General features: G+C 60.3%; 11 protein-coding genes. 3 read left to right on the top strand and 8 right to left on the bottom strand.

The annotated features are described in order from the left end of the window. The 3 genes from BM110_RS24255 to BM110_RS24245 form a co-directional block, all read right to left on the bottom strand. On the bottom strand, window positions 1-756 hold the full coding sequence (locus tag BM110_RS24255) for an alpha/beta hydrolase family protein (RefSeq protein ID WP_092250535.1): 756 nt from the start codon (window positions 754-756) through the stop codon (window positions 1-3). After that, window positions 746-1,855 (bottom strand): DUF3182 family protein, encoded by a 1,110-nt coding sequence (locus tag BM110_RS24250; RefSeq protein ID WP_093514290.1) that lies wholly within the window; start codon window positions 1,853-1,855, stop codon window positions 746-748. The genes BM110_RS24255 and BM110_RS24250 overlap by 11 nt, the downstream gene beginning before the upstream one ends. Before the next feature lie 171 nt (window positions 1,856-2,026). Further along, window positions 2,027-2,986 (bottom strand): GlxA family transcriptional regulator, encoded by a 960-nt coding sequence (locus tag BM110_RS24245; RefSeq protein WP_093514289.1) that lies wholly within the window; start codon window positions 2,984-2,986, stop codon window positions 2,027-2,029. A gap of 96 nt (window positions 2,987-3,082) precedes the next feature. Here BM110_RS24245 and BM110_RS24240 point away from each other — a divergent pair, with 96 nt between their 5' ends. Beyond that, window positions 3,083-3,643 (top strand): cysteine hydrolase family protein, encoded by a 561-nt coding sequence (locus BM110_RS24240; protein WP_093125544.1) that lies wholly within the window; start codon window positions 3,083-3,085, stop codon window positions 3,641-3,643. Between the two features lie 21 nt (window positions 3,644-3,664). Here the strand turns inward: BM110_RS24240 and tam are convergent, their stop codons facing one another. After that, on the bottom strand, window positions 3,665-4,426 hold the full coding sequence (gene tam, locus BM110_RS24235) for a trans-aconitate 2-methyltransferase (RefSeq protein ID WP_093125540.1): 762 nt from the start codon (window positions 4,424-4,426) through the stop codon (window positions 3,665-3,667). Window positions 4,427-4,527: 101 nt separating this feature from the next. Here tam and BM110_RS24230 point away from each other — a divergent pair, with 101 nt between their 5' ends. After that, window positions 4,528-5,445: a LysR family transcriptional regulator gene (locus BM110_RS24230; RefSeq protein ID WP_175538865.1), complete on the top strand. Its 918-nt coding sequence runs from the start codon at window positions 4,528-4,530 to the stop codon at window positions 5,443-5,445. 57 nt (window positions 5,446-5,502) lie between these two features. Here BM110_RS24230 and BM110_RS24225 read toward each other — a convergent pair whose 3' ends face one another. Beyond that, the gene (locus tag BM110_RS24225) at window positions 5,503-6,018 is read right to left on the bottom strand and encodes a single-stranded DNA-binding protein (RefSeq protein WP_003232445.1); all 516 of its coding nucleotides are present in this window, start codon (window positions 6,016-6,018) and stop codon (window positions 5,503-5,505) included. Between the two features lie 9 nt (window positions 6,019-6,027). Next, complete coding sequence (locus tag BM110_RS24220) at window positions 6,028-7,422, bottom strand: MFS transporter (RefSeq protein ID WP_071489835.1); 1,395 nt, start codon at window positions 7,420-7,422, stop codon at window positions 6,028-6,030. 178 nt (window positions 7,423-7,600) lie between these two features. Here BM110_RS24220 and uvrA point away from each other — a divergent pair, with 178 nt between their 5' ends. Then, entirely contained in the window at window positions 7,601-10,435 is a 2,835-nt protein-coding gene (uvrA, locus tag BM110_RS24215; RefSeq protein WP_071489834.1) for an excinuclease ABC subunit UvrA, read from the top strand. A 65-nt stretch (window positions 10,436-10,500) separates the two neighbouring features. Here the strand turns inward: uvrA and bfr are convergent, their stop codons facing one another. Both bfr and BM110_RS24205 read right to left on the bottom strand, forming a co-directional pair. Continuing rightward, on the bottom strand, window positions 10,501-10,965 hold the full coding sequence (gene bfr / locus BM110_RS24210; protein WP_033900044.1) for a bacterioferritin: 465 nt from the start codon (window positions 10,963-10,965) through the stop codon (window positions 10,501-10,503). A 155-nt stretch (window positions 10,966-11,120) separates the two neighbouring features. Further along, a complete protein-coding gene (locus BM110_RS24205; RefSeq protein WP_092250512.1) occupies window positions 11,121-12,569 on the bottom strand; it encodes a catalase in 1,449 nt (482 codons plus the stop codon). Between the last annotated feature and the right edge of the window lie 48 nt (window positions 12,570-12,617).

The raw sequence follows: 12,617 nt of genomic DNA, 5'->3' as shown, positions 1-12,617 counted from the left end.
TTACTGGGACTGGATGATGCTCAACCGTTCGCCCACCACCATCTCGGTGATCCAATCCACCAGGATTGAGGTGTACGCCTGTTGGGACACCGGATCGCTGAGGGAGTGGTCGGCGCCATCGATGATGCGATGGGTCAGGGAATGGGTCTGCTGGCACGCCGCACGGTAGCTCATGATGGTCGCGTGGGGCACGTGGTCATCGGTTTCCGATTCGACGATCAATACATCCCCGGTAAATGCCGAACACGCATGCAAGGCGCGATTGGTTTCGGCGTGGACCAAGGTGCTGCGGTAATCCATCAGGTCGGCCTTATCCAAGTCACGCTTGGGCTTGAGCCATTCCTGGTCGCGGTACAGCGCTGGCACGCGCAGCGCCAGCCAGCGTACCGGGCGCAGCGAGGTGAGGATCGCCGCGAGGTAGCCGCCGTAACTGGTGCCCACTACCGCCACCGCCGAGGTGTCGATGGCCGGGTGAGCCAGCAGTCGGTCATAGGCCGCCAGCAGGTCGCGCAGATTGTCTTCGCGGGTGACGCGGGACAAAGGAATACCCGTGCCAGCGTGCCCGCGCAGGTCGAAGGTCAGGCATACACATCCCAAGCCGGCGATGCCTTTGGCGCGCTCAAGGTCTCGCTCCTGGCTGCCACCCCAACCGTGCACAAACAACACGCCAGGCACTTTGGATTTGGGGCTCAGGAAGGTGCCGCTCATCTGTTCGTCGTCGATATCGATCGCAATGCTTTCGCTTCTAGCCGTCATAAGATTCAACCGTCACGTACTTGAGAAGGAACTCGCTGTTTTCCGCCGGGCCGCGATACACCTCGATGGCATCAGCCGGCAAGGACTGGTCCACGTAGGTTTCCACGGAGGACACATGGATCGCACGCAGGCCGGGATTGTTGATAAAGCTTTGCAGGGCCGCGACTTCGGCACTGCTGGCCCCGCCCATGCGCCAGGACTGTTCGAGCACGCCGCTGCGACGCTGGCCGTTATTGTCGAGGCCCTGGGCGATGTCGTAATTGCGCCGTGATGCGTAGAAGCCGGGATAGGCTTCATCGGCGGCCGCGTCGAAGACTTGGGCTTGCTCGATGGCCTCGCGAACGTCGTCGGGTAATTCGAGTTGCAGCAGGTCTGCGTAGTAACCGGGCACCACCAACAGGTTGGAGCCGCCGTAGACCTCTTCACCCTGTCCATCTTTCGTCAGGTATTGCTCGCCGCAGTAGCTGAACACGTGATCGCCGATAAAACTCTGGCCGACACTGTGGGTGACCACGTTGTGCAGGTCTTGCTCCAGCACCACGCCCTGGTTGAAGAGTTGTGCGGCATCCGGTCGCGCCAGCACCGCTTCGAATTCATCCAGGCTGTGGATAACTTCCTGGCCTCGGCCCGCGCAGGCGTGCACGGGTTTCAAGCGAATGGGGCCGCTGGACAGCAAGCGTGCAGCGGCAGGCCGCGCGTCCTCCAGCGCAAAGACACTCAAGCCCTCCAGCACGACTTTTCGCACACGTTCGCCAAACAACCCCGACCACCCTTCGGGCGCTTTGGCTTCAGGGCTGAGCAAGCCATGACTGATGGCCTTGGTGCAGATGAAGTCGTGGTCGACATAACCGCCCCACAAATCCTCCGGACCTTGGATATTCAGTGCCCGCGCCTGGCCGGGACCGACCAGAGTTTGTGTGGGCAGCAGGTATAACGCCCGCCCCGCGTGTAGATCAGCGTCATAGCTTCCACCGAACTTGAGCCCGAGGATCTGCGCCAGCCAGCGTGCCAAGGCACGATTGGTTTCGACCTCATGCAGCGGCGCGCCCTCACGCGTGGAGTGAGCAACGACCAGCTTCTTGCGTTGAATCGGGGTCATGCGTCCCCCTTGGCCATCCCGCCATGTGTGTACGCAGAAGGTTGCAGGGATCAGGCCAAGGCTCTTCCATGGAGGATGCTTTTCAAATCAAGCCGTTACGGAAAAACCGATGGCAGTTGGCCTGTTTTATTCTGCACGACGCCGCGTTAACGCAGCGGCGTTCTGCACGATTCACACGCCAAAACGGCTGCGGTAATCGCTGGGCGCAAGGCCGGTGATTTTCTTGAAGATGGCGCGAAAGGCGCTGGGGTCCTGGTAGCCCACGGTCCACGCGATATGGTCGATGGTGCCGTTGGTGAATTCCAGCATCTGCCGCGCCTTGCCCACACGCAGGTGCTGGCAGTATTCGGTGGGTTTCAAACCGGTGGCGCTGCGAAAACGCCGCAGGAAAGTCCGCTCCTCCAAACCGGCTTCCCGGGCCATTGCCGCCAGGGAAAGATCCACCGCACCGCTGGCCTGCAACCAGTGCTGAACCTTGAGGATGGCTGTGTCACCGTGGCCAAGAATCGGCGCGAAGTTGCTGCCGCACTGGCTGGCGCTGTCACTGTGCTCGATCACCAGGAAACGCGCGGTATCGGCCGCGATGCTTGGGCCCATCAGACGGTCGACCAGGCGCAGGCCGAGTTCGGACCAGGCCATCAAGCCGGCGGTGGTGATCAGGTCGCCATCATCGACGATCGGCTTGTCGGCCTCCAGGCGCACCGCCGGGTAGCGGCTGGCGAAGGATTTGGCGGAGGACCAATGGGTGGTGGCGCTGCGCCCGTCGAGCAACCCACTGCGCGCCAACATGATCGAGCCAATGCACACACCGCCCAGTACCGTGCCTGCCGCGTGTTGCTGGCGAATCCATTCCAGCAGCGCCGGGTGTGCCTGGTCTTCTGTAAACTCGCCGATCGATGGCGGCACCAGCACCGCCATCATCGGTTGCTCGGGACCGGGATAGCTGCTGAAAACACGCACCGGTGTGCCGGCGCTATCCACCTGCCAATGGCTGACCCGCAGCAATGGCAACTGCGCGGATTGATGCTCGGCGGCGATGCGATTGGCCACGCCAAACAGGTCAGTCAAACCGTGCACGGCGGCCAGTTGCGCACCCTGGTAGATCAACACGCCCAGCTCAACCACGACCATTGTCAGTTTTCCCCCTGTTATTGTCGGTGCAGCCAATCCCAGGTGTGGGCGCCAGCTAAGATACTGGCCCCATCAACCCATCACGAGGCAACACACATGGCCAAGCAAGCGCTCATCCTAATCGATATCCAGAACGACTACTTCCCCCAGGGCAAGTGGCCACTTGACGGCGTGGACGCCGCAGCGGACAAAGCCGCGCAGGTGCTGCAAGCATTTCGCCAGGCGGGCGATGCGGTGATTCATGTGCGCCATGAGTTCACCTCCGATGACGCACCGTTCTTCACGCCCGGCTCCGAGGGTGCGCACCTGCATGGCAAAGTGTTGAACGAGGGCAACGAGCCGGTGGTGCTCAAGCATTTCGTGAATGCGTTCCGCGAGACCAACCTGCGAGCCCTGTTGGAACAGCGCAGCATCACGGACCTGGTAGTGGTCGGCAGCATGAGCCACATGTGCATCGACGCGGTGGTGCGGGCGGCGGCGGACCTGGGCTACACGGTCACGGTGATTCATGACGCGTGCGCCACGCGGGACCTGGAGTTCAATGGGCAGGTGATTCCGGCGGCGCAGGTGCATGGGGCTTACATGGCGTCGCTGGCGTTTGGGTATGCGAGCGTGGTGTCGGCGGATGAGTATTTGAAGGCGCAAGCGGCGGCATGACCGCCACTTGTCCTTTGGACGTCAGCGGGTCGCGATGATGAACAGGCGCGGAAACGGTAGTAGTACAGTGCCGTCAGCCAGGGCCGGATAGGCACGGGTCATTCGCGCCTGGTATTCCTGCAGGAAAGCGGTTTTTTCGCTGTCGGCCAAAGGCGCGAGGAAGGGCCTCAGCGCCGATGCCTTGAACCACTCCACTACTGCCGCGTGGCTCGCCAACGGGTGCTGGTAGGTGGTGCGCCACACATCGACCGTACTGCAATGTTTGCTCAGCAGTTCGTAGTAGTAGCTCGCCGTGTGGCGCTCGTTGTGTTTGACCGCACCGATCTTTGCCGACCATGGACCTTCTGCCGCGACTTCGCGGGCGAGCTGGTGGGCGGGTTCGTCGAGGTTGTCCGGGGTTTGCACCGCCAGCGTACCGCCGGGCGTCAGTTGGCGGACCAGGTGCGGGTACAGCGTGGCGTGGTCCGGCAGCCATTGCAGGGACGCATTGGCCAGGATCACATCGAAGGCGCGCGCAGGGTTCCAGGCACCGATATCCGCCAGTTCGAAGTTCAATGTCGGTAGCCGTTTGCGGGCGTCGACCAGCATGTCATCGGAACTGTCCATACCGGTGATGTGCGCTTGCGGGAAGCGCTCGGCGAGCACCTCAGTCGAGTTACCGGGACCGCAGCCTAAATCGACGGCATTGTGCACTTCAACGTTCGGAATGGCCGCGACCAGGTCACGGACAGGGCGGGTGCGCTGCTGTTCGAACATCGTGTACTGCTTGGCTGACCAGTTCATCACGGCTTTCCTTCTTCTTGAGGATGTCCACAGCCTAAATCTTGTGAGCCATGAGAACAAATGCCAGGATTGATGCACTCCCATACCTGAAAAGTATACCTATGCTGGAACTTCGCCAACTCAAGGCCTTTGTGGCCATCGCCGAAGAAGGCTATATCACCCGCGCTGCCGAACGCCTGGGCATGCAGCAACCGCCGTTGACGCGGATGCTGCAAAGCCTTGAGGCCGAACTGGGTGTGGTCTTGATGGAGCGCCTGCCCCGTGGCGTGCGGCCCACGACGGCCGGGCTCGCATTGCTGGACGAAGCACGTGAGATTCTCGCCCAGGCAGACAGGATTGCAGAGGTGGTGCGCCGCGCCGCACGGGGCGAGCGTGGGCGCCTGGCGATCGGGTTTACCAGCTCGGCGGCGCTGCATCCCTTTGTGCCGAGTGTATTACGGCGGTTTCGCGAAACCTTTGTCGGCGTGACGGTGGTGCTGGAGGAAGCCGGGACCGGCGAACTGCTGGACGCGTTGATCCATGAAAAGCTCGATGCAGCATTTATCCGCTCGCCCCTCAGCGCAACCCAGTCGCTGCAAGACGAACCGATTCTGGTGGAGCCCATGTTGCTGGCGTTGCCCACGGATCATCCTCTGGCAATCGATCCGGGATCTCCCCTGCCCTTGTCGGCATTGGCGACCGAGTCCTTCGTGCTCTACCGCCGGCGTGTGGGGCTGGGTTTGTACGACGCAATTCTGGTGGCCTGCCGTGAAGCAGGGTTCAGCCCGCAGGTGGTGCAGGAAGCTCCGCGCATGACCGCGACCCTAAGCCTGGTGGCTGCTGGACTTGGGGTATCCATCGTGCCGGCGTCGATGCAGCGCTTGCGCGGGGATGGCATCGTTTATCGGGAATTGACGGAGTGCCGCAGCCTGGTGGCGCCGTTGCATTTGGCGACGCGGATCGATGACGGTTCGGCGATGCTGCAGCGGTTCAAGGAGATGGTTGTCACCGCCGCCTCGACTGAAGCTGATCGCGGGTGATAAAAAACCCCCGAGGCCTGAGCCAGCGGGGGTTCTGTGTGTTCCGGGTGTTAAACCTCAGAACGGGATATCGTCATCAAAGCTGTCGAAATCCGGAGCCGGTTGCGGCGCGGCCTGTTGTGGCGCTGGACGCGACTCACGCTGTGGCTGCTGGCTTGGCTGCGGGCGCGACTGCTGTGGACGCGGAGCCGAGTTGGACATGCCGCCCTGGCCCTGTTGGTCGCCCTGTGGACGGCCGCCCAGCAGTTGCATGGTGCCTTGCATGTCGACCACGATTTCAGTGGTGTAACGCTTGATGCCGTCTTTTTCCCACTCGCGGGTCTGCAGCTTGCCTTCGATGTAGACCTGCGAACCTTTGCGCAGGTACTCGCCGGCGATCTCTGCGACCTTGCCGAACATCGACACACGGTGCCATTCGGTTTTCTCGACCTTCTGGCCGGTCTGCTTGTCGGTCCACTGTTCGCTGGTCGCCAGACTCAGGTTGGTCACGGCGTTACCGTTAGGCAAGTAGCGAACTTCGGGATCCTGGCCGCACGTACCGACCAATATGACTTTGTTAACCCCACGGGCCATAACGTTCTCCTAGGCTGGGCGCGCTGTCGGCACTGGGTTGACCAGTTGCTCGAGCGTCGCGCGATCCAATAATTCGGTGTCCAATTTGATGTAGATGGCGGCTTCTTCAGCAACAACCACGGCATCGGTAACCCCAGTAACGGCCTTAAGGCGCTCGACCAGACCGGCTTCGCGGATCGCTTCGGGCGATAACGGCAAGCGCAGACTCGTCACATAGGGAGGTTCGCGCATGGTAACAGCAAAGGCCAGCCAGAGGGCAGCCAGACCTGCGCATCCAAGGAACACAACCGACAAACCGCCATGCTGGAACATCCAGCCACCCATGATGCCGCCCAGTGCGGAACCCAGGAACTGGCTGGTGGAATACACCCCCATCGCCGTCCCTTTGCCGCCGGCCGGTGAAACTTTACTGATCAGCGAAGGCAGCGACGCCTCCAGCAGGTTGAACGCGGTGAAGAACACCACCGTGCCGATTACCAGCGCCCGCAGACTGTCGCCGAACTGCCAGAAGAATAGCTCAGTGAGCATCAGCGTCGCGACGGCGCCGAGCAAAACTCGTTTCATTTTGCGTTTCTTTTCGCCGTAGATGATGAAGGGGATCATGGCGAAGAACGAAATCAGCAGCGCAGTAAGGTAGACCCACCAGTGCTGCTCCTTGGGCAGGCCGGCTTTTTCTACCAAGGCCAGAGGCAAGGCGACAAAGCTGCACATCAGCATGGCGTGTAATACGAAGATACCTAAATCCAGGCGCAGCAGGTCCGGGTGCTTGAGCGTCGGCAACAGGGCCTTGCGCGCGACGCCTGACTCACGGTGCTGCAACGTGCCAGTGGAGCGCGGCACCATGAAGGCCACGATCACGATGCCGAACAGTGCCATACCGCCTGTGGCCAGGAACAGCCCGTGCAAACCAAACGCGCGAGTCAGCAAGGGCCCCACCACCATGGCCACGGCAAACGACAGGCCGATGGTCATGCCGATCATGGCCATGGCCTTGGTGCGATGTTGTTCGCGGGTCAGGTCGGACAGCAACGCCATGACCGCAGCGGAAATCGCGCCCGCGCCTTGCAGGATGCGCCCGGCGATCACGCCCCAGATGGAATCGGATTGAGCCGCGAGCACGCTGCCGAGGGCGAACACGATCAGCCCCAGGTAGATCACCGGGCGGCGACCGATACGGTCGGAAATGATCCCGAACGGGATCTGGAAAATCGCCTGGGTCAGGCCATAGGCGCCAATCGCCAGGCCGATCAACGCGGGGGTTGCGCCTGCGAGATCCATTCCATAGGTCGCCAGCACCGGCAACACCATAAACATGCCCAGCATACGGAAGGCGAACACCAGGGCCAGACCGCTTGCCGCTCGGGTCTCGCCGCTACTCATGCGTTCGCTGTGGGGATCGTGCATGGAAAAACCTCGTGTGAACCGGCGGCGATTCTACCAGTCCCATCGATTGAGAGGGTATATGCGGCGCTTTGCCGCGCAGCTTTCATCTAAGGCTGCAAGCGGCCTTTTGATAGTGTATATTCATCCAGTCTTTAGCCGTATACTCCGGCATTATTTACGCCCGCCGTGCGAGGCCATCTTGGACAAGATCCTGATTCGTGGGGCTAGAACCCACAACCTGAAGAACATCGACCTGACCCTGCCCCGGGACAAACTGATCGTCATCACCGGCTTGTCCGGGTCCGGCAAATCGTCGCTGGCGTTCGACACGCTGTATGCCGAAGGCCAGCGCCGCTATGTGGAATCCCTGTCGGCCTATGCCCGGCAGTTCCTGTCGATGATGGAAAAGCCCGACGTCGACACTATTGAAGGCCTGTCGCCGGCCATTTCCATCGAGCAGAAGTCGACCTCCCATAACCCGCGTTCCACCGTGGGCACCATTACCGAAATCTACGATTACCTGCGCCTGCTGTATGCACGCGTGGGTATTCCGCGTTGCCCGGACCACGACATTCCCCTGGAAGCCCAGACCGTCAGCCAGATGGTCGACCTGGTGCTGGCCCAGCCGGAAGGTGCCAAGCTGATGCTGCTGGCACCGGTGATCCGTGAGCGCAAGGGCGAACATCTTTCCGTTTTCGAAGAGCTGCGTGCGCAAGGTTTTGTGCGTGCGCGGATCAACGGCAAGCTGTATGAACTGGACGAAGCGCCGAAGCTCGACAAGCAGAAGAAGCATTCGATCGATGTCGTGGTCGACCGCTTCAAGGTGCGCGCCGACCTGCAGCAGCGCCTGGCGGAATCCTTCGAAACCGCATTGAAACTGGCCGACGGTATTGCACTGGTGGCGCCGATGGACGACGAGCCAGGCGAAGAGATCATCTTCTCCGCCCGGTTTGCCTGCCCGATCTGCGGCCACGCCATCAGCGAGCTGGAACCCAAGCTGTTTTCCTTCAACAACCCGGCCGGCGCCTGCCCGACTTGTGATGGCCTGGGCGTGAAGCAGTTCTTCGACATCAAGCGCCTGGTCAACGGTGACCTGACGCTGGCGGAGGGGGCCATTCGCGGCTGGGATAGGCGCAACGTCTATTACTTCCAGATGCTGGGGTCGTTGGCGTCGCACTATAAATTCAGCCTGGAAGTGCCTTTCAACCAACTGCCGGCGGACCAGCAGAAGGTCATCCTGCATGGTAGCGGCTCGCAGAACGTCGACTTCAAGTACCTGAACGACCGTGGCGATATCGTCAAGCGCTCCCACCCATTCGAAGGCATTGTGCCGAACCTTGAGCGTCGCTACCGCGAGACTGAATCGGCCAGCGTGCGCGAAGAGCTGGCGAAATTCCTCAGCACCCAGCCTTGCCCGGATTGCCGCGGCACGCGCCTGCGTCGTGAGGCGCGGCATGTATGGGTGGGCGAAAAGACCTTGCCGGCGGTGACCAGCCTGCCGATCGGTGATGCCTGCGAATACTTTGGCGTGCTCAAACTGACCGGTCGCCGTGGGGAGATCGCCGACAAGATCCTCAAGGAGATTCGCGAGCGGCTGCAGTTCCTGGTCAACGTAGGCCTGGATTACCTGTCGCTGGATCGCAGCGCCGATACCTTGTCCGGCGGCGAAGCCCAACGGATTCGCCTGGCCAGCCAGATTGGTGCCGGCCTCGTGGGTGTGCTGTACATCCTTGATGAGCCGTCGATTGGTTTGCATCAACGTGACAACGATCGCCTGCTGGGTACGTTGAAACACCTGCGGGATATCGGTAACACGGTGATCGTGGTCGAGCACGATGAAGACGCGATTCGCCTGGCGGATTACGTGGTCGACATCGGCCCGGGCGCGGGTGTGCATGGTGGGCACATTGTCGCCGAGGGCACGCCTGCCGAAGTCATGGCGCACCCGGACTCGCTGACCGGCAAGTACCTGTCCGGCCGCGTGAAGATCGAAGTACCCGCCAAACGTACGCCACGCAACAAAAAGCTGGCGCTGCACCTCAAGGGCGCGCGTGGCAACAACCTGCGCAATGTCGACCTGGAAATTCCACTGGGCCTGCTGACCTGCGTGACCGGTGTTTCCGGCTCGGGCAAGTCGACCCTGATCAACAATACGCTGTTCCCGTTGAGTGCCACCGCCCTGAATGGCGCGACCACCCTGGAAGCGGCGGCCCATGACAGCATCAAGGGCCTGGAACACCTGGATAAGGTGGTCGATATCGACCAAAGCCCGATTGGCCGTACACCACGCTCCAATCCGGCGACCTACACCGGACTGTTCACACCGATTCGTGAGCTGTTTGCGGGTGTTCCGGAATCACGCTCAAGGGGCTACGGACCGGGCCGGTTCTCGTTCAACGTCAAGGGCGGTCGCTGTGAAGCGTGCCAGGGCGATGGCTTGATCAAGGTGGAGATGCACTTCCTCCCGGACATCTACGTACCGTGCGATGTATGCAAGAGCAAGCGCTATAACCGCGAGACGCTGGAGATCAAATACAAAGGCAAGAGCATCCATGAAACCCTCGAGATGACCATCGAGGAAGCGCGCGAGTTCTTTGACGCGGTTCCGGCGCTGGCGCGCAAGCTACAGACCCTGATGGATGTAGGCCTTTCATATATCAAGCTGGGGCAGTCAGCTACGACGCTGTCTGGTGGTGAAGCACAACGGGTGAAGTTGTCTCGTGAGCTGTCCAAGCGCGACACCGGCAAGACCTTGTATATCCTTGATGAGCCGACCACCGGCCTGCACTTCGCGGATATCCAGCAACTGTTGGACGTGCTGCACCGCCTTCGCGACCACGGCAATACCGTGGTGGTGATCGAGCACAACCTTGATGTGATCAAGACGGCCGACTGGCTGGTAGACCTGGGGCCGGAAGGTGGTTCCAAGGGCGGTCAGATTATCGCCGTAGGTACGCCGGAGCAGGTTTCCGAAATGCCGCAGTCACACACTGGTTACTACTTGAAACCACTGTTGGAACGCGACCGGGCCTGACTTTTTCGGGCCCAATGAAAAGCCCCTGTCACTTTGCAGTGACAGGGGCTTTTTGCTGCCGGGAATCAGAACTGCGATTGCAGGTAATTCTCCAGGCCAATCAACTTGATCAGGCCCAACTGCTTTTCCAGCCAGTAGGTGTGATCTTCTTCGGTATCATTCAACTGCACCCGCAGGATTTCCCGAGTGACAAAGTCGCTGTGCTGTTCACAGAGCTCGATGCCTTTGCAAAGCGCGGCACGGACCTTGTACTCGAGGCGCAGGTCGGCGGCGAGCATGTCAGGGACCGTGGTGCCCACATCCAGGTCATCCGGACGCATGCGCGGCGTGCCTTCGAGCATGAGGATACGGCGCATCAGTGCGTCGGCGTGCTGTGCCTCTTCTTCCATTTCGTGGTTGATACGCTCGTAGAGCTCGGTAAAGCCCCAGTCTTCGTACATGCGCGAATGGATGAAATATTGGTCACGAGCCGCCAGTTCGCCCGTCAGCAACGTGTTGAGGTAATCGATTACGTCGGGGTGACCTTGCATCGCCCTACATCTCCCTGCTTGAAAGTCTGTAGTTTGAACCATGATGACTCGAAGGTCACGGGACCAACGGCAGAAAAGTGAAGATTTTCCGAGAAAAGTAGCGGATTTAACGCAAAAACCGCCCAAATGAGGGCGGTTCTGCTTATCGTTTAGAGTCAGCTAAGCGATACACCCAACGCCTTTGCGATTGCTTCTCCATAAGCAGGATCAGCCTTGTAGAAGTGTTGCAGCTGGCGCTGAACGACGTCGCTGGAAACGCCACCCATTGCGCCGGCAATGTTGTTGGTGAGCAACGCTTTCTGCTCATCGCTCATCAGGCGGAACAGCGCACCTGCGTGACTGTAGTAATCAGTGTCCTCTCTGTGATCGTAGCGGTCAGCCGCGCCATTAAGTGCCAGTGCAGGCTCTGCATACTGTGGCGCTTGCTTCGGTGCATCGGCGTAGCTGTTCGGCTCGTAATTAGGCGCCGCACCACCGTTACTGCCGAATGCCATCGAGCCATCACGCTGGTAGCTGTTTACTGGGCTACGTGGGGCGTTCACCGGCAGTTGCTGGTGATTGGTACCAACGCGGTAGCGGTGGGCATCTGCGTAGGCGAATACACGACCTTGCAGCATGCGGTCTGGCGACAGGCCTACGCCTGGAACCATATTGCTCGGACCGAATGCGGCTTGCTCCACTTCAGCAAAGTAGTTCTGCGGGTTGCGGTTCAACTCCAGTTCGCCGACTTCGATCAAAGGGAATTCCTTCTGCGACCAGGTTTTGGTCACATCGAAAGGATTCTCGTAATGAGCGTTGGCCTGGGCCTCGGTCATGATCTGGATGCACACGCGCCATTTCGGGAAGTCACCGCGCTCGATCGCATCAAAGAGATCGCGCTGGGCGTAATCAGGGTCAGTACCGGCCAAACGCGCAGCTTCGGCCGGTGCCAGGTTCTTGATGCCCTGTTTGGTTTTGTAGTGCCACTTGACCCAGTGACGCTCGCCCTTGGCGTTGATCAGGCTATAGGTGTGGCTGCCAAAACCGTGCATATGGCGGTAGCCATCGGGAATGCCACGGTCGGAAAACAGAATGGTGACCTGGTGCAACGCCTCAGGGGAGTGAGACCAGAAGTCCCACATCATTTGCGCGCTTTTCAGGTTGCTTTGCGGCAAGCGCTTCTGGGTATGGATGAAGTCAGGAAACTTCAATGGATCGCGAATGAAGAACACAGGGGTGTTGTTACCCACGATGTCCCAGTTGCCTTCTTCGGTGTAGAACTTAAGGGCGAAGCCGCGTGGGTCGCGCTCGGTATCAGCCGAACCGCGCTCACCACCTACCGTAGAAAAGCGCAGGAAGGTCGGCGTCTGCTTGCCGACGGACTCGAACAACTTAGCACTGGTGTATTGGGTAATGTCTTTGGTGACTGTGAAAGTGCCATAGGCACCCGAGCCTTTGGCGTGTACACGGCGCTCAGGGATGTTTTCACGGTTGAAGTGAGCGAGCTTCTCAATCAGGTGAAAATCGTCGAGGAGCAACGGGCCGCGCGGGCCTGCGGAACGGGAATTCTGGTTGTCCGCAACGGGAGCACCGCTGGCGGTCGTAAGGATTTTATTCTGGCTCATGCTCAATTTCCCTCAGGTCGGACTTGGAACTGCCGGCTAATCGGCTTG

It is taken from the genome of Pseudomonas sp. NFPP28 (assembly GCF_900115535.1).
GTDB classification, from domain to species: Bacteria; Pseudomonadota; Gammaproteobacteria; order Pseudomonadales; family Pseudomonadaceae; genus Aquipseudomonas; species Aquipseudomonas extremorientalis.
The sequence above is the reverse complement of the archived record's forward strand: the minus strand, read 5'-3'. Positions and strand labels throughout refer to the sequence as shown.